This window comes from Microbacterium sp. ARD31, from assembly GCF_031844425.1.
Genome location: NZ_JAUZVE010000065.1, coordinates 17,934 through 35,410, shown reverse-complemented (window position 1 = coordinate 35,410; position 17,477 = coordinate 17,934). Strand labels below are relative to the sequence as shown.

16 protein-coding genes are annotated in these 17,477 nt (G+C 71.7%); 11 read left to right on the top strand and 5 right to left on the bottom strand.

Annotated features, from left to right (window positions below):
* Positions 1-21: 21 nt before the first annotated feature.
* The gene (locus Q9S36_RS46805) at positions 22-603 is read right to left on the bottom strand and encodes a DUF4240 domain-containing protein (RefSeq protein ID WP_311291580.1); all 582 of its coding nucleotides are present in this window, start codon (positions 601-603) and stop codon (positions 22-24) included.
* A 100-nt stretch (positions 604-703) separates the two neighbouring features.
* Here Q9S36_RS46805 and Q9S36_RS46800 point away from each other — a divergent pair, with 100 nt between their 5' ends.
* From Q9S36_RS46800 to secA, 10 genes are all read left to right on the top strand, one after another.
* Positions 704-1,834 (top strand): DUF808 domain-containing protein, encoded by a 1,131-nt coding sequence (locus Q9S36_RS46800; protein WP_311291579.1) that lies wholly within the window; start codon positions 704-706, stop codon positions 1,832-1,834.
* A gap of 92 nt (positions 1,835-1,926) precedes the next feature.
* On the top strand, positions 1,927-3,369 hold the full coding sequence (ahcY, locus tag Q9S36_RS46795) for an adenosylhomocysteinase (RefSeq protein WP_311291578.1): 1,443 nt from the start codon (positions 1,927-1,929) through the stop codon (positions 3,367-3,369).
* Positions 3,370-3,409: 40 nt separating this feature from the next.
* The gene (gene mtrA, locus Q9S36_RS46790; protein ID WP_311291577.1) at positions 3,410-4,108 is read left to right on the top strand and encodes an MtrAB system response regulator MtrA; all 699 of its coding nucleotides are present in this window, start codon (positions 3,410-3,412) and stop codon (positions 4,106-4,108) included.
* 10 nt (positions 4,109-4,118) lie between these two features.
* Entirely contained in the window at positions 4,119-5,720 is a 1,602-nt protein-coding gene (gene mtrB, locus Q9S36_RS46785; RefSeq protein ID WP_311291576.1) for an MtrAB system histidine kinase MtrB, read from the top strand.
* The gene (locus tag Q9S36_RS46780; RefSeq protein ID WP_311291575.1) at positions 5,717-7,450 is read left to right on the top strand and encodes an LpqB family beta-propeller domain-containing protein; all 1,734 of its coding nucleotides are present in this window, start codon (positions 5,717-5,719) and stop codon (positions 7,448-7,450) included. Before mtrB ends, Q9S36_RS46780 begins: the two co-directional genes overlap by 4 nt.
* Before the next feature lie 73 nt (positions 7,451-7,523).
* Positions 7,524-8,216, top strand: coding sequence for a hypothetical protein (locus tag Q9S36_RS46775; RefSeq protein ID WP_311291574.1), 693 nt, complete (start codon positions 7,524-7,526; stop codon positions 8,214-8,216).
* 425 nt (positions 8,217-8,641) lie between these two features.
* Positions 8,642-9,253 carry a ribosome hibernation-promoting factor, HPF/YfiA family gene (hpf, locus tag Q9S36_RS46770; RefSeq protein ID WP_311291573.1) on the top strand — a complete coding sequence of 204 codons (612 nt, stop codon included), beginning with the start codon at positions 8,642-8,644 and terminating at the stop codon, positions 9,251-9,253.
* Between the two features lie 63 nt (positions 9,254-9,316).
* Positions 9,317-9,991, top strand: a complete 675-nt coding sequence (locus Q9S36_RS46765; RefSeq protein ID WP_311291572.1) for a response regulator transcription factor — start codon at positions 9,317-9,319, stop codon at positions 9,989-9,991.
* 42 nt (positions 9,992-10,033) lie between these two features.
* Positions 10,034-11,266 carry a DNA glycosylase AlkZ-like family protein gene (locus tag Q9S36_RS46760; protein WP_311291571.1) on the top strand — a complete coding sequence of 411 codons (1,233 nt, stop codon included), beginning with the start codon at positions 10,034-10,036 and terminating at the stop codon, positions 11,264-11,266.
* A gap of 15 nt (positions 11,267-11,281) precedes the next feature.
* Complete coding sequence (secA, locus tag Q9S36_RS46755) at positions 11,282-14,113, top strand: preprotein translocase subunit SecA (RefSeq protein WP_311291570.1); 2,832 nt, start codon at positions 11,282-11,284, stop codon at positions 14,111-14,113.
* A 10-nt stretch (positions 14,114-14,123) separates the two neighbouring features.
* On the opposite strand, the gene Q9S36_RS46750 is transcribed toward secA, so the two are convergent.
* Positions 14,124-14,657 carry an Rv3235 family protein gene (locus Q9S36_RS46750; protein ID WP_311291569.1) on the bottom strand — a complete coding sequence of 178 codons (534 nt, stop codon included), beginning with the start codon at positions 14,655-14,657 and terminating at the stop codon, positions 14,124-14,126.
* Positions 14,657-15,292: a LysM domain-containing protein gene (locus tag Q9S36_RS46745; protein ID WP_311291568.1), complete on the bottom strand. Its 636-nt coding sequence runs from the start codon at positions 15,290-15,292 to the stop codon at positions 14,657-14,659. Before Q9S36_RS46745 ends, Q9S36_RS46750 begins: the two co-directional genes overlap by 1 nt.
* A gap of 115 nt (positions 15,293-15,407) precedes the next feature.
* Here Q9S36_RS46745 and Q9S36_RS46740 point away from each other — a divergent pair, with 115 nt between their 5' ends.
* Positions 15,408-15,944, top strand: a complete 537-nt coding sequence (locus Q9S36_RS46740; protein ID WP_311291567.1) for a hypothetical protein — start codon at positions 15,408-15,410, stop codon at positions 15,942-15,944.
* A gap of 4 nt (positions 15,945-15,948) precedes the next feature.
* Here Q9S36_RS46740 and Q9S36_RS46735 read toward each other — a convergent pair whose 3' ends face one another.
* Together Q9S36_RS46735 and Q9S36_RS46730 are read right to left on the bottom strand one after the other, a co-directional pair.
* Positions 15,949-16,275 carry a sec-independent translocase gene (locus tag Q9S36_RS46735; protein ID WP_311291566.1) on the bottom strand — a complete coding sequence of 109 codons (327 nt, stop codon included), beginning with the start codon at positions 16,273-16,275 and terminating at the stop codon, positions 15,949-15,951.
* A 16-nt stretch (positions 16,276-16,291) separates the two neighbouring features.
* Complete coding sequence (locus tag Q9S36_RS46730; protein WP_311291565.1) at positions 16,292-17,452, bottom strand: Mrp/NBP35 family ATP-binding protein; 1,161 nt, start codon at positions 17,450-17,452, stop codon at positions 16,292-16,294.
* Positions 17,453-17,477 lie beyond the last annotated feature (25 nt).

Genomic DNA, 17,477 nt, shown 5'->3' with positions numbered 1-17,477 from the left:
GCGCACGGTGGTCGGCTGAGGTCAGCGCTCGGCGACCGGCAGCCCGCTGCCGACCGCCTCCAGCCCGGCGTCGTCGATGAACTGGCCGGAGGCGGCCTGCCGGTAGGGCTCGCCGAGGCCGCACCCCAGCTCCGCGTGCGGGAAGTCGCGCAGCCTCTCGGGGTCGGCGAGCAGCGCGTCGTACGTCGCCTTCCCGTGCGCGATGAGCCAGCTCCGGTAGTCGCTGCCCCCGTCGTCGAGACCCATGCCCGGGGCGCAGATGTCGTCGGCGACCGGCATGACGGGCTCGAGGCCCTTGTCGAGCCGCTTGAACGTCCGCCGGAAGTCGGCGACGTCCTCGGAGGAGAGCTCGGCGAGCAGGTCGCGCAGTGCCACAGCCTGCTGCACGTCCCCGTCCTGCGCGATCTCGCACGACGTGTGCACCACGTCCCAGAACTCCGCGTCCCGACCGTCCACGCCGCCGCAGTACTCCGGCAGTCCACCGTCGACCCATGCGTCGGTGGTGACCGGCTCGACGGATCCGGACGCACACCCCGCGCCGAGCGCGGCGACGAGCGCCAGGCCCACCCATGTGCGTCCACGCCGCACCGTGCCCCCGTACATGGGCGGGAGTCTGTCAGGCTCCGGGCCCCCGCGGCAGGGGAACGCCGCGGCAGGCGTCGATAGGCTGGTCCGGTCCCGACCCACGACCTGAAGGATCACCATGGCCGGCGGACTGTTCGCCCTCCTCGACGACGTCGCCGCGCTCGCGCGGATCGCAGCAGCCAGCGTGGACGACGTGGGTGCCGCCGCGGCGCGGGCCAGCGCCAAGGCTGCCGGCGTGGTCGTGGACGACACCGCGGTCACCCCGCAGTACCTCCACGGTTCCGCCGCCGCGCGCGAGCTGCCGATCATCAAGAAGATCGCCATCGGCTCGCTGCGCAACAAGCTGCTCTTCATCCTCCCAGCGGCCGTGCTGCTCGGGCAGTTCCTGCCGTGGCTGCTGCCCGTGATCTTGATCTTCGGTGGCGGCTTCCTCGCCTACGAGGGCGCCCACAAGGTCCACGAGCGCCTCACCGGGCACGCGACGGAGGCGGAGGAGGACATCCTCCCGCACGGTGAGATCACCCCCGAGCACGAGAAGCGCACCATCTCCCAGGCGGTGCGCACCGACTTCATCCTCAGCGCCGAGATCATGGTCATCGCGCTCAAGGAGGTCGTGAGCTCCGACGCCGACGCGAGCATCTGGATGCGCGCCATCGTGCTGGCCGTCGTGGCGGTCCTGATCACCGTGCTGGTCTACGGCGTCGTCGCGCTGATCGTGAAGATGGACGACGTCGGCCTGCACCTCGCCGAGAAGCCGTCGAAGGGCTCCCAGCGCGTCGGCCTCGCGCTGGTCAGCGCGATGCCGCGGCTGCTGGCGGCGATCTCGTTCATCGGCACGCTCGCCATGCTCTGGGTCGGCGGCCACATCTTCCTCGTCAGCCTCTACGAGATCGGCGGGCACGACGGCCTCCTCGAGGGCACGGCCGTCGGCGACGCGCTGCACGCGCCGTACGACCTGCTCCACCACTGGGAGGAGGACGTGCACCACGCCATCGGCGGGGCGCTCGGCGGGCTCGTCGGGTGGCTGCTCAACACGGTCGTCTCCGCGCTGGTCGGGCTCGTCGTCGGCTTCGTCGTCCTGTACGCGCTGCGCGCCGTCGGCGTGGGTGCGCACCACGGTGACGAGCACGGTGGCGGGCACGGTGACGAGCACGTCGGCGAGCAGGGCGGCGAGGGCGCCGAGGGACACCGCGACGGGCCCGTCGAGCAGCCCGCGGACGGCGGCGCCGAGGATTCCCCGAATCGCTGAGGACGGTCCTACTCTCTTCTGGTCCGCGCGGGAGATCCCGACGATGCACAGATGTGCGGCGCAGACGCACTGCTCAGAATCCGGGAGACACCATGGACTTCAACGTCGCTGACCTCAGCCTCGCCGCCTACGGCCGCAAGGAGATCGAGCTCGCCGAGCACGAGATGCCGGGCCTGATGGCCATGCGCGAGCGCTACGGCAAGGACCAGCCCCTCGCGGGCGCCCGCATCGCCGGCTCGCTGCACATGACGATCCAGACCGCCGTGCTCATCGAGACCCTCGCGGCCCTCGGCGCGGACATCCGCTGGGCCACCTGCAACATCTTCTCCACCCAGGACCACGCGGCCGCTGCGGTCGTCGTCGGCCCGAACGGCACGCCCGAGGACCCGCAGGGCATCCCGGTCTTCGCCTGGAAGGGCGAGACCCTCGCCGAGTACTGGGACGAGGCGGAGAAGGTCTTCGACTTCCCCGGCGAGAACGGCGAGCCGGGCGGCCCCAACATGCTGCTCGACGACGGCGGCGACATCACGATGCTGCTGCACCTCGGCGTCGAGTACGAGAAGGCCGGCGCCGTGCCGTCCCAGGACTCCACCGACAACGAGGAGTTCAAGGAGGTGCTGCGCGTCCTGGCCCGCTCGCTCGAGGCCGACCCGCAGCGCTGGACCCGGCGCGCCCCGCTCGTCAAGGGCGTCTCCGAGGAGACCACCACCGGCGTGCTGCGCCTCTACGAGCGCTTCAAGGAGGGCACCCTCCTCTTCCCGGCGATCAACGTCAACGACTCGGTCACCAAGTCGAAGTTCGACAACAAGTACGGCTGCCGCCACTCGCTCGTCGACGGCATCAACCGCGCCACCGACGTGATGATCGGCGGCAAGGTCGCGGTCGTGTGCGGCTACGGCGACGTCGGCAAGGGCTCCGCGGAGTCCCTGCGCGGACAGGGCGCCCGCGTCATCGTCACCGAGATCGACCCGATCTGCGCGCTGCAGGCCGCGATGGACGGCTACGAGGTGCGTCGCCTCGAGTCGGTCGTCGAGACCGCCGACATCTTCATCACCACGACCGGCAACTTCAACATCATCACGGTCGAGCACTTCCACAAGATGAAGCACCAGGCGATCGTCGGGAACATCGGCCACTTCGACAACGAGATCGACATGGCCGGCCTGTCGAGGATCCCCGGCATCGTCAAGGACGAGATCAAGCCGCAGGTCCACCAGTGGATCTTCGAGGACGGCAAGAAGATCATCGTGCTGTCCGAGGGCCGCCTGCTCAACCTGGGCAACGCCACCGGCCACCCGTCGTTCGTGATGTCCAACTCCTTCACCAACCAGGTGCTGGCGCAGATCGAGCTCTACTCCAAGGCCGACGACTACGAGCTGGGCGTCCACGTGCTGCCCAAGCACCTCGACGAGGAGGTCGCCCGGCTGCACCTCGACGCCCTCGGCGTCGAGCTGACCGAGCTGACCAAGGAGCAGGCCGCCTACCTCGGCGTGCCGGTCGAGGGTCCCTACAAGGCCGACCACTACCGCTACTGATCACCCCGGATCGGTCGGCCGCCCCACCTAGACTGGCGCCATGACTGATCTTGTCGAGCCCGCTCGCGGCAGCGTGCTCGTCGTCGACGACGACGCCTCCCTGGCGGAGATGCTCTCCATCGTCCTCCGCCAGGAGGGGTTCGACAGCCGCATCGTGGGCCGCGGCGACGTGGCCCTCGATGCGTTCCGGGACTACAAGCCCGACCTGGTCCTCCTCGACCTGATGCTGCCCGGCAAGGACGGCATCGACGTGTGCAAGGAGATCCGCGCCGAGTCGGGCGTCCCGATCGTGATGCTCACCGCGAAGGGTGACACCGTCGACGTCGTCGTCGGCCTCGAGTCCGGGGCCGACGACTACATCGTCAAGCCCTTCAAGCCCAAGGAGCTCATCGCCCGCATCCGCGCGCGCGTGCGGCGCAACGACGTCGCGCCCGACGAGGGCCTCACCATCGGCGACGTCAGCATCGACGTGGCCGGGCACTCGGTGACCCGCAACGGCGACCCGATCAACCTGACGCCGCTCGAGTTCGACCTGCTCGTGTGCCTCGCGCGCAAGCCCTGGCAGGTCTTCACCCGCGAGGTGCTGCTCGAGCAGGTCTGGGGCTACCGCCACAGCGCGGACACCCGCCTGGTCAACGTGCACGTCCAGCGCCTGCGCTCCAAGGTGGAGCACGACCCGGAGAACCCGGAGGTCGTGGTGACGGTGCGCGGGGTGGGCTACAAGGCCGGCAAGTCCTAGGACGGGCGCGTTGAGCCTGTTCGAGCGGCTGCCCCCGAGCCTGCGCCACGGGCCGGCCTTCTGGCGCCGGTCCGTCCAGGCGCGCGTCGTGGTGAGCACGGTGCTGCTCTCCGCGGCCGTCGTCGGCGTCGTCGGCTGGTTCCTCATCCAGCAGACGCGCGACGGACTGCTCGAGCACCGGGTGCAGGCGGTGGTGCAGGAGGCCGAGAGCGAGACCCAGGCCGCTCGTGAGGCGCTGGCGGCGACGCTGGGCGTCGACGTCGACGAGTCGCGCCAGCAGCAGGACCTCGTCGAGCCGATCATCAACCGCGGGTCCACCCGCGGCTTCGCCGTCATCCTCTCGCCGCCGATCGGCGAGGGCAGCCGCCTGGCCGACGGCGGCGCGAAGTTCACCCAGGGCCTCGACCTCGCGAGCGTCCCGGAGAAGCTCGAGGCCACCTTCGACGAGCCCTCGCCGACCGCCTGGACCTACACCGACATCAAGACCATCCGCGACGTCCAGGGCCTGCCCGAGGGGCCGGGCATCGTCGTCGGCAGCCAGGTGCGGCTCCCGGCCGACGGCAACACCTACACGCTCTACTACCTCTACTCCCTCGACGAGCAGGGCGAGACCCTCGCCCTGGTGTCGCGCGCGATGCTGGTCGCCGGCGTGCCCCTGCTGCTCCTCGTCGCCGGCCTGACCTGGCTGGTCACCCGTCAGGTGGTGACCCCGATCCGGATGGCCCGGCGCGTCGCCGAGCGGCTCGCGGCCGGCCAGCTCCAGGAGCGGATGCGGGTGACCGGCGAGGACGACCTCGCCCGGCTCGCCACGTCGTTCAACCAGATGGCCTCCAACCTCCAGAAGCAGATCCGCCAGCTCGAGGAGCTGAGCCGGCTGCAGCGCCGGTTCGTCTCAGACGTCTCCCACGAGCTGCGCACCCCGATCACCACGGTGCGGATGGCCAGCGACGTGATCCACGACGCCAAGCCGTTCCTCGACCCCGTCACCGGCCGCGCCGCGGAGCTGCTCCAGAAGGAGCTCGACCGCTTCGAGACCCTGCTCGCCGACCTGCTCGAGATCAGCCGCTTCGACGCGGGCGCCGCCGTGCTGGAGACCGAGGACGTCAATCTCGTCGACGTCGCGCACCGGGTGGCCGACATGACGTCCGCCCTGGCCGCGCAGCGCTCGACCCGGGTGGTCGTGCACGACCCGGGCGTGCCCTGCGTCGCGGAGGCCGACGTACGCCGCGTCGAGCGCATCGTGCGCAACCTGGTCACCAACGCGATCGACCACGCGGAGACCCGCGACGTGGAGATCTTCGTCGACGCCGACCGACAGTCCGCCGCGATCGCCGTGCGCGACCACGGCGTGGGCCTGGGCCCGGGGGAGTCGGCGATGGTGTTCAACCGGTTCTGGCGCGCCGACCCGGCTCGGGCCAGGACCAGTGGTGGCACCGGGCTGGGGCTGTCGATCTCGCTGGAGGACACCCACCTGCACGGCGGCTGGCTGCAGGCCTGGGGTCGCCCCGGCGAGGGTGCCCAGTTCCGGCTCACGCTGCCGCGCCACCTCGGCACCCAGCTGCGCCACTCGCCGCTCCCGCTCGTTCCCGCCGACGCCCGGGAGACCGCGTGAACCCCCTGCGTACGACGCGCGCGCTCGCCGCCGCCGCTGCCTGCACGCTGCTCGCGGGCTGCGTGCAGATGCCCAGCGAGGGTCCCGTCGTGGAGCCCAAGGCGTCCGCCGACGTGGACGAGCTCCCCGGCTTCGCCTTCGACCCCCGCCCCCCGCAGTCGGGGGCGAGCGCGGAGGAGATCGTCGCCGGCTTCCTGGAGGCGATGCGCGCCACGCCGGTCTCGACGACCGTGGCGCGCCAGTTCCTGTCCGGCGACGCGGCCGACGACTGGAAGCCCGAGCAGCAGATCATCACCTACTCCGAGCTCGGCACGGCGTCGAGCGGCACGACCGTCCGCATCCCGATGACCGACGTCAACCTGTACGACGCGCGTGGCGCGTGGGAGCGCACCCAGGCCTCCCGCGCGCTGGGCCTCGGGCTGGTCGAGGAGGACGGCGAGTGGCGCATCGACGAGGTGCCGGACGCGCTGATCGTGCCCGACTCGTGGTTCGACGACTGGTACGAACGCGTCTCCTTGTACTTCTTCGACCCCACCTCCGAGGTGCTGGTGCCCGAGCCGGTGTTCGTGCCGCGCGGCGACCAGTTCGCCTCCGCGCTCGTGCGGGGCCTCCTCATGGCGCCGGCGGAGGACGACGCCGACATCGTCCGCAGCTACTTCCCGCCAGGCGCCCGCGGGCTGTCCGTCCCGATCACCAGCGGTGGCATCGCCGAGGTGGCGCTGTCGGGCGACCCCGACGCGGTCGACCAGGACACCGCCGACCGGATGCTGGCGCAGCTGGTGTGGACGCTCAAGCAGGACGAGCGCGTCAACGCCGTGCAGCTGAGCATCGGCGGGCAGGCGATCTCCTTCCAGGACGGCTCCTCGCTCGTCAACCTGGGCGTCGGCAGCGGCTACGACCCCAACGGCGCCCGGGCGACGAGCGACCTGTTCGCCCTCGACCGGGGCCGCGTGGTGGCCGGTGCGATCGGCTCCTTCCAGGAGACCCTCGGCCCCTTCGGCCGCCAGGACCTCGGCATCCGGGCGATCGGGCTCAGCCTCGACGGGGCCCGCGTCGCCGCCGTGTCGGGCACGGGGTCGGAGCTGTACGTCGCCCCCACCGAGGCCCCCGACGGCGAGAGCACCGGCGTGGTCGGCGGTGCCGTGGACCTCGCGCCGCCCGCCTGGGACTACCGCGACCGCATCTGGGTCCTCGACCGGGGCGCGGGTCGTGCCCGCGTCGTCCTCGTGGTCGACGGCATCGCCCGCGTGGAGGACGTGCCCGGCATCAGCGGCCGCCCGGTGAGCAAGCTGCTGGTGTCGCGCGACGGCAGCCGCCTCGTCGCGGTCGTGCGCGGTGACGAGAAGGACCGGGTGGTGGCGACCCGGGTCCGCCACGACGAGTCGGGCGGTGTCGTCGGCTTCACGCCGGTGCAGACGCTGCGGCTGCCGCCCGAGGACGGCCCGCGGGTCCGCGACATCGGCTGGCGCTCGCCCACGACGGTCTCGGTGCTGAGCATCGCGGACGACTTCTCCCAGGTGCGCACGCTGTCGGTCGACGGTGCGCCCGGCGAGATCTCCGGGGGAGGCACGATCCGGCTCCGCGAGCGCATCCGCCGGCTCGTCTCGTCTCCCGTCGACCTCAGCGAGGTCTACGGCGTCGCAGGCCGCACCGTCGTCGACCTCACCCGCCCGGAGCGTTCCGTGCCGGACCTGCCGCGCGGGCTGTCCTCGCTCACCTACTCCGGCTGACCGCGCCCCGGGGTCCTCCACAGCCACCCGATGCCGGTTGTCCGGCACGGGCACGGGCTGCTGCGATGACACCGTGCTCGACGAGGCCCTGGACCTGTTCCTCGGCAGCCGGTGCGTCGGCTGCGACCGACCGGGCCGGATGCTGTGCCCGCCGTGCCGGTCGGGGCTCTCGGACCGGGCCGCGCCGGCGTGGCCGACCCCGACGCCCGCCGGCCTCGTCACGCCGTGGGCGACCGAGTCCTACGACGGGGCGGTGCGCGCCCTCGTGGTCGGCCACAAGGACCGGGGCCAGTGGGGTCACCGTCGCGTGCTGGGCGAGCTGCTGGCGGTGTCGGTCCTCGCCGCAGTGGCCTCGCTCGACCCGCGGCTGCCGGTCCTGCTCGTGCCGGTGCCCTCCCGCCCCGGCGCCGGGCGCCAGCGCGGCTACGAGGCGACGACGGCGCTGGTCCGGGCCGCTGCGGCTCGCGTGCGTCGTACGCGCGAGGTGGTGGTGGCTCCGCTCGTCGTGTCACGCGGGGCGGTTGACCAGGCAGGGCTCGACGCCCGCGGCCGGGCCGCCAACGTGCACCTGTCGATGCACTGCCCGACGCCGCTGCTGGGGCGGCTGGCACGCCGCCACCGGGAGGCGTACGTCGTGGTCTGCGACGACGTCGTGACCACCGGCGCGACCGCCCGCGAGGCTCAGCGAGCGCTCCAGGCGGTGGGCCTGCCGCCCGTGGCGGTCGCGGCCGTCGCGGCCACCCGACGCAGGTCGACCGACAGGTGACCCCGCTGTTGGTTCGGAGCCGCCGAGGGGCTAGCGTCTTGTCATGGAGTCCGCCCGGGTCCGTGGTTGCGTCACGGAGAGGGGTGCGCGCGACACCGTCAGGTGCGGCGCTCGGTCCGCCCCGTGGCAAGCCGATGCCAGTCGCAGGCGAAACGGTCCACGTAAGTCCACGGGCACTGCGTTCCACGCGGCGCCCGCCGGACGATCACGGTGCGGCTTAGAAGTAAGTCCTGCCTCGGTCCCGGCACCAGATGTGCCGGACGCCGGGAGAAGGCCAGTAGTGACGGAGAAGTTGCGAACGCTTCAGCAGGCGGTTGTGGGGTCGAAGACCAGGTCGGCCGGGCGGACTCCATCCCACCCTGCCCCGGCGCACGGCGCCGCGGCCCATGGAAGGGTGCGGCCGCTCACTGGTTGAGGAGGTTCACATGGAGGTTGTGGTCACGGGACGGCACTGCGAGGTGTCTGATCGCTTCCGCGAACATGTCTCGGAGAAGCTCACCCGTCTGGAGAAGCACGATCACCGGATCATGCGGGTACAGGTGGAGGTGGAGCTGGAGAAGAACCCCCGCCAGCACGACCGGTCGGTCAAGGTGGAGCTCACCGCGTTCTCCAAGGGACCGGTGATCCGCGCCGAGGCGGCAGCCGAGGACAAGATGGGCGCGCTCGACCTCGCCCTGGACAAGATGCAGGCGCAGATGCGCCGCGCGGCCGACCGCCGCCGGGTCCACAAGGGCCGCAACGCGCACGTGGGTGTCGGCGAGGCACTCGCCGGGATGCCGCAGGTCGACGACTCCGGTGACGAGGACGACGTCATCGAGCGCAAGGTCGGCCCGATCACCGTCACCGGCGACGGCCCGCTCGTGGTCCGCGAGAAGTCCCACGCCGCCAGCCCGATGACCCTCGACACGGCCCTCTACGAGATGGAGCTCGTGGGCCACGACTTCTACCTGTTCGTCGACAAGGAGAGCGAGCGCCCGTCCGTGGTCTACCGCCGCCGCGGCTACGACTACGGCGTGATCTCCCTCGACGTCGACTGAACGCCTCACCCCCACGAATGGTGTGCAGCGACGCAGGTCACGCGCGCATGACATGATGCGCGCGTGACCGAGGCACACAGCAGCGAACCCGTCCGCGTCCTGGTGGTCGACGACCAGGAGCTCTTCCGCCGCGGCTTGATCATGCTGCTCGGCGGCGACACCGACATCGAGGTGGTGGGCGAGGCCGCCGACGGCGTCACCGCCACCGACCTCGCCGTGAAGACCGCTCCCGACGTCATCCTGCTCGACGTCCGCATGCCGCGCCGCACGGGCGTCGAGGCGTGCCGCGCGATCAAGGAGGCGGTCCCGGCCGCCAAGATCATCATGCTCACCGTCTCCGACGAGGAGGCCGACCTCTACGAGTCGGTCAAGAACGGCGCCTCGGGCTACCTCCTCAAGGACTCCTCGATCGAGGAGGTCGCGCAGGCGATCCGCGTGGTCAACGAGGGCCAGTCGCTGATCAGCCCCTCGATGGCGGTCAAGCTCATCGACGAGTTCAAGCAGATGTCGAAGCCCGAGCGCGAGCAGGGCCCGGCGCTGCGGCTGACCGACCGCGAGCTCGAGGTCCTTCGCCTGGTGGCCAAGGGCCTCAACAACCGCGAGGTCGCCAAGGAGCTGTTCATCTCCGAGAACACCGTGAAGAACCACGTCCGCAACATCCTGGAGAAGCTCCAGCTGCACTCCCGCATGGAGGCCGTCATGTACGCCATGCGCGAGAAGCTGCTCGACCTGCCCTAGCCGTACCGCCGGCTGTCGGTCCGCTCTGGTTGAGTGCCACCCGTGACCGAGCAGCTCACCCAGCTCCAGGCGCGCCGCATCGCGCTCGCCGCCCAGGGCTTCACCGACCGGCCCCACGCGACGCCGTCGATGAGGACCTTCGACCGCACCGTCGCCCGCACCGGGGTGCTGCAGGTCGACTCGGTCAACGTCCTGCAGCGCGCCCACTACATGCCGCTCTACTCCCGCATGGGCCCCTACGACGTCGACCTCCTGCGGCGTGCGGCCGAGCGCCGGCCCCGCCGGGTCGTCGAGTACTGGGCGCACGTGCAGGCGCTCATGCCGGTCGACCTGTGGCCGCTGATGCGCCACCGCATGGACCACTACCGCTCCGAGCGCGGCAAGTGGGGCTTCACGGCCGACCCCACCCTCGAGCCGCGGGTGCTCGACGCGGTGCGCGACCGCGGCCCGGTCACCGCCCGCCACCTGGAGGAGGAGTTCAGCACCGGTCCCCGCACGAAGGAGCACTGGGGCTGGAACTGGTCCGAGGCGCGCAAGGTCCTCGACTACCTCTTCCTCGTCGGCGACGTCGCCATCGCCGGGCGCACCAGCCAGTTCGAGGTCCTCTACGACCTCACCGAGCGGGTGCTGCCGCCCGCGGTGCTCGACGCCCCGACCCCCACGCCCCAGGAGGCGGTCACCGAGCTGGTCCGCCGGGCCGCGCGCTCGCACGGCGTCGCGAGCGCCGGCTGCCTGGCCGACTACTACCGGCTGCGCCTGCAGCCGGCACCGGGCAAGGCCAGCGCCCGGGTCGCCATCGACCAGCTGGTCGAGGAGGGTGAGCTGGTCCCGGCCACGGTCCAGGGGTGGAGGCGGCCGGTGTGGCTGCACCGCGACGCCCGGCTGCCGCGCAAGGTCACGGCCCGCACGCTGCTGAGCCCGTTCGACCCGGTCGTGTGGGAGCGCGACCGCCTCGAGGCGCTGTTCGACTTCTTCTACCGCATCGAGATCTACGTGCCCGCCGAGAAGCGCCTCCACGGCTACTACGTCCTGCCCTTCCTGCTCGGTGACCGGCTGGTGGCACGCGTCGACCTCAAGGCCGACCGCGCCGCCGGGGTGCTCCTGGTCCCGGGCGCGTTCGCGGAGGCCCACGCGCCCGCCGGGACCGCCGAGGAGCTGGCGGCCGAGCTGCGTCGCCTGGCCGGCTGGCTCGGCCTGGACGACGTGGTGGTCGGACAACGCGGAGACCTCTCCGGACCGCTGGCGCACGCATTGGGTGCCCCGTTGGCCCGGTAGGTACAGTTACCACTCGTGCCTGCCATCATCGACAAGCTGCTCCGCATCGGCGAGGGCAAGATCCTCCGTGAGCTCGAAGCCATCTCCAAGGCCGTCAACGCCATCGAGGACGACTTCGTCAAGATGAGCGACGACGAGCTCCGCGGCATGACCGCCGAGTTCCGCGAGCGCCTGAGCAACGGCGAGACCCTCGACGACATCATGCCGGAGGCCTTCGCGGTCGTCCGCGAGGCGAGCAACCGCGTGCTCGGCATGCGCCCCTTCGACGTGCAGGTGATGGGCGCCGCCGCGCTCCACCTCGGCAACATCGCCGAGATGAAGACCGGTGAGGGCAAGACCCTGGTCGCGGTGCTCCCGTCCTACCTCAACGCCCTCGAGGGCAAGGGCGTCCACGTCGTCACCGTCAACGACTACCTCGCCAAGTACCAGTCCGAGATGATGGGCCGCGTCCACCACTTCCTCGGCCTGACGACCGGCGTGATCCTGCCGTCGATGCGTCCCGCCGAGCGCCGCGAGGCCTACGCCTGCGACATCACCTACGGCACCAACAACGAGCTCGGCTTCGACTACCTCCGCGACAACATGGCCGACTCGGTCGCCGAGTGCGTGCAGCGCGGCCACAACTTCGCCATCGTCGACGAGGTCGACTCGATCCTCATCGACGAGGCGCGCACCCCGCTGATCATCAGCGGCCCGACCCAGGACGAGGTCAAGTGGTACGCCGAGTTCGCCAAGGTGGCGCGCTCGATGGTCAAGGACACCGACTACGAGGTCGACGAGAAGAAGCGCACCATCTCCGTCCTCGAGCCCGGCATCACCAAGGTCGAGGACCACCTCGGCATCGACAACCTCTACGACTCGGTCAACACCCCGCTGATCTCCTTCCTCAACAACTCCATCAAGGCCAAGGAGCTGTTCCGCAACGACAAGGAGTACGTCGTCATGGACGGCGAGGTGCTCATCGTCGACGAGCACACCGGCCGCATCCTCGCCGGCCGCCGCTACAACGACGGCCTGCACCAGGCCATCGAGGCCAAGGAGGGCGTGACCGTCCGCGAGGAGTACCAGACCCTCGCCACGATCACCCTGCAGAACTACTTCCGCCTCTACTCCAAGCTCTCCGGCATGACCGGCACGGCCATGACCGAGGCGTCGGAGTTCGACAAGATCTACAAACTCGGCGTGGTCCCGATCCCCACGAACAAGCCGATGCAGCGCATCGACAACGTGGACCTGGTCTACCGCACCGAGGAGGCCAAGTACGCCGCCGTCGCCGACGACATCGCCGAGCGCCACGAGAAGGGCCAGCCGATCCTGATCGGCACCGTGTCGGTCGAGAAGTCCGAGTACCTCTCCAACCTGCTCAAGAAGCGCGGCATCCCGCACACGGTCCTCAACGCCAAGCAGCACGCCGACGAGGCCAAGGTCGTCGCCCTGGCCGGCCACAAGGGCGCGGTCACCGTCGCCACCAACATGGCCGGTCGAGGCACCGACATCATGCTCGGGGGCTCGGTGGACTTCCTCGCCGACCAGGAGCTGCGCAAGCAGGGCCTGGACCCGGTCGAGAGCCCGGAGGAGTACGACGCCGCCTGGCCCGCGATGGTCGAGCGGATCAAGGCGCAGGTCGCGGCCGAGCACGACGAGGTCAAGGAGCTCGGCGGCCTCTACGTCGTCGGCACCGAGCGCCACGAGTCGCGCCGCATCGACAACCAGCTGCGCGGTCGTTCCGGCCGCCAGGGCGACCCGGGCGAGTCCCGGTTCTACCTCTCGCTGCAGGACGAGATGATGCGCCTGTTCAAGTCCGAGTGGGTCGACCGCATCCTCACCGTGCTCAAGGTGCCCGACGACGTGCCGATCGACGCCAAGCGCGTGAGCAACGCGATCGCCGGCGCCCAGGCCAACATCGAGTCCCAGAACTTCGAGTCCCGCAAGAACGTCCTCAAGTACGACGACGTGATGAGCCGCCAGCGCGAGGTCATCTACGCCGAGCGCCGCCGGGTGCTCGAGGGCGCCGACCTGGGCGAGCAGATCCGCGGCTTCATCGACGACGTCGTGTCCGGCTACGTCCGCGGCGCGACCGAGGGCTACGCGGAGGAGTGGGACCTCGACGGCCTGTTCACCGCGCTCGGCCAGCTCTACCCGATCGGGCTCACCAAGGAGGGCCTGGTCAAGCAGGCCGGCGGCCTCGAGGGGCTGAGCCGCGAGACCCTGGTCGAGGAGATCCAAAAGGACGCGCAGGAGGCCTACGACCGTCGTGAGGACGAGATGGGCGAGGAGGTCCAGCGCGAGCTGGAGCGCCGCGTCGTGCTCTCGGTGCTCGACCGCAAGTGGCGCGAGCACCTCTACGAGATGGACTACCTCCGCGAGGGCATTTACCTCCGCGCCTACTCCCAGCGCGACCCGCTGGTCGAGTACCAGCGCGAGGGCTTCGACATGTTCGCCGCGATGATGGACGGCATCAAGGAGGAGTCCGTCGGCTTCCTCTTCAACCTCCAGGTGGAGGTCGAGGACGAGGCGGACGCCGGTGCCGACGCCGCGCCCGAGCAGGTCGGGGTCGCCGCGCCGCAGGTCTCCGCCGCGACGCCGCAGATCGACTTCGCCCAGGCGCAGGCGCACGCGCCGCAGATCCGGGCCAAGGGCCTGGAAAAGCCGTCGCGCCCGCAGAACCTCTCCTACAGCGCCCCGAGCGAGGACGGCGAGGCCGAGGTGCACGCCGAGCAGGCGGCGAGCGACGACCCGTTCGCCGGCGTCGGCCGCAACGCGCTGTGCCCCTGCGGGTCGGGGCAGAAGTTCAAGCGCTGCCACGGCGCACCGGGTGGCGCCACCGGCCGCGCGGTCATCGGCTGAGGCAGCCGGCTCACCCCCAGGTGAGCGCCACGCACTGCCAGCGGTCCCGCACGACCTCGAAGCGTGCGGCGACCGCGCGTGAGCGCCTGCCGTAGCGCACGTGCGCGCTCGCCTCGACGGCGTCGGGGCGGATCAACGCGGTGCGCACGCCGACCACGACCGGTCGCGCCGGGTTGCCGCCCCGGGCCCGGCCCGGCGTGAGCCCGGCCGCCGCGGTGACGGTCCGGGCGCGCTCCGTCAGGTCGTCGTACACCTCGGGGACGCTGTGGCGCAGCACCTGCGAGACCGGCCGGTCACCGACGGCGATCTCGACGACCGCCTGGAGGTAGCGCCCGACGAAGGCGTCCACCCGGCCTCGCGCGACGAGCTCGACGGCCACGAGGTCGTTGGCGTGCGCGCTGCGCAGGCGGGGGCGCGGTGGCGCCGTGCGCGGGGTGAGGTCGAGCGCGAGCGCGCCCTGGACGCTGGCCATCGGCGCCGGCCCGGTCACCCGGAGGGCGATCACCTCGGCGCGGGAGGACTGGTCGGCGTCGCTGGTGCTCATCATCGGTCTCCGTCCGTCGGTGGGGTGGGGTCGGCGGGCAGGCGCAGCGCCTGCCCGGGCAGGATCAGGTCGGGGTCGTCGCCGACCACGTCGTGGTTGGCGCGCCAGATCGCGCGCCAGCGCTCGTCGACCGTCAGGTCGCGTGCGGGGTGTGCCCGGGCGATCGACCACAGGGAGTCGCCCGGCTGCACGACGTAGGCGCCCGGCGCCTCCCGCGCGGGGGTCGCGGGCCGCGGCTCCCGGCGGGCGGTCGGTGCCGTGGCGCGGTCCGGGAGGGGGAGGCCCGCCAGCAGGTCGGCCCCCTCCCCGCCGGCGGCGTGGGCCGGGAGTGCCGGGCCGGCGACGACGGCCGCGCCGCAGGCGACCAGCACGAGGCGCCGGGTCGCGCCCTCGCGCCACGACGGGCGGTGCCCGGCCAGGAGTGCCGCGACCGTGGCGGTGGTGACGACCCAGAGCCAGCACAGGGACCCGGCCAGCGCGGTCGCACAGACGGCCACCAGCAGGTCCGCAACGTCGGCGCGGGGCCCCGTCGCGCGCCACGCGCCCGGCACGGCGACGGCACCGAGCGCCGCCGCGGCCGAGACCGCTGCCCAGACCGCGACGGGCCGGAGAATTGTGTGAATCGCCCGAGACACGACTCAAACCCTTCGTTTGCTTGCGTTTGCTTCATTCAACGAAGGTTTGATCGGGGTGTCAACGGATCTTCCACAGGCCTGCGCCGTCACCGCAGGGCTGGCTAGGCTCGCGCCCATGTCCTGGGAGCACGAGCTGTTCGCGCTGTTCGACGACCTCGAGGGGCAGGCGGCTGCGGCGTGGGAGGCAGACCGCGAGGCGGAGCTCGCCGACCGCGCCCGGGCGGAGTACGCCTCGGTCACGCTCGCCAGCCGGCTGATGGCGTCGCAGGGCAGGCAGGTCGCCCTCGACCTCCCGCACGTCGGCCGCGTCGACGGCCGCCTGGACCGGGTCGGCGACGGGTGGTGCCTCCTCAGTGGCAGCGGCCAGGACTGGATCGTCCCGCTCCGGTCGGTCACCGCCGTCCACGGCGCGAGCGGCCGCTCGGTGCCCGAGGTGGCGTGGTCGGCCGTCGACCGGCTCGGCCTGCGCTCAGCCCTGCGCAGGCTGGCCGATGCCGACGCGCGGTGCCAGGTCCACCTCGTCGACGGCACCCGGCACGAGGCCCACGTCCACCGGGTCGGCGCCGACTTCCTGGAGGCTCGCGGTGCCCGCGGCGAGCGCCTCCTGGTGCCCTACGCCGCGCTCGTGGCCGTGCAACGACGCGAGGACTAGCGCGTCAGGTCGCCTCGACGTCGTACGGCGGGACCTCGCCCGCCGCCAGCGTGTTCGCGCGGCTCGCGGCCTGCTCGCGGTCGAAGTCGGCCATGGCCTCGCTGATGTGCTTGCGCACGATCGTGCGGGGGTCGAGGTCGCGCAGCTGCAGGTCGGCGTACTCCGGACCGAGCTCGGTGCGCAGCTCGTCGCGCGCGCTGTGCGCGAGCGTGCGCGCCCGGTGCAGCAGCTGGGCAGCCTGGCGCGCGAGGTCCGGGAGCTTGTCGGGACCGAGGACGACGACCGCCACGAGGGCGATCACGGCCAGCTCCAGCAGCCCGACGTCGAACATGCCCCGAACCTACAGGTCAGAACCTGTTGGAGGGCGTGAGTCCGAGCTGCATGCCAGCCAGGCCGCGGCCACGACCGGACAGCCGCTCGGCGACCTGCGCGAGCTCGCGGGCGGCCGGGGCCGTGGGGTCGGCCTCGACGATCGGCTTGCCGACGTCGCCGCCCTCGCGGAGGGAGACGTCGAGGGGGATGCGTGCCAGTACCGGGACGTCGTAGCCGAAGCGCTCGGACAGGGTGGCCGCGACCCGGTCGCCGCCGCCCGTGCCGAAGACCTCGAGCCGGTGGTCGTCCTCGGGCGGGCAGTGGGGGCAGGGGAGGTAGCTCATGTTCTCCACGACGCCGACCACGCGCTGGTGCATCATCGAGGCCATCGTGCCCGCGCGCTCGGCCACCTCGGCGGCCGCCTCCTGCGGGGTCGTCACCACGACGACCTCGGCGCTGGGGAGGTGCTGGCCCAGCGAGATGGCGACGTCGCCGGTGCCGGGGGGCAGGTCGAGCAGCAGGGCGTCGAGGTCGCCCCAGTAGACGTCGGCGAGCATCTGGACCAGGGCCCGGTCGAGCATCGGGCCGCGCCACGCCACGACCTGGTCGCGGCGGGGCTTGAGCATGCCGATGGAGATCACCGAGACGCCGCTCGGGGTCGGGACGGGCATGATCAGGTCGTCGACCTGGGTGGGCCGGGTGTCGGCGACGCCCAGCATGGCGGGCACGGAGTGCCCGTAGATGTCGGCGTCGACGATGCCGACCTTGAGGCCCTGGCCGGCGAGGGCGAGGGCGAGGTTGACCGTCACTGACGACTTGCCGACGCCGCCCTTGCCGCTGGCGATCGCGTAGACCTTGGTCAGCGACCCGGGCTGGGCGAAGGGGATCTCGCGCTGGGCGCGGCCGTCGGAGAGGACCTCCTTGAGGCCGGCGCGCTGCTCGGCGGTCATCACGCCGAGGGTGAGGTCGACCGACGCCACGCCGGGCACGGCGGTGACCGCGGCGGTGACGTCGCGGTTGATGGTGTCCTTCAGCGGGCAGCCGGCCACGGTGAGCAGCACGTGGACCGCGACCGAGCCGTCCTCGGCCACCGCGACGGAGTCCACCATCCCCAGGTCCGTGATCGGACGCTTGATCTCCGGGTCGTTGACGGTCGCGAGGGCGTCCATCACCTGCTGCTGCGTGGGGGTGCTCATGATGGTCGAGTCTACGAGCCGCCCC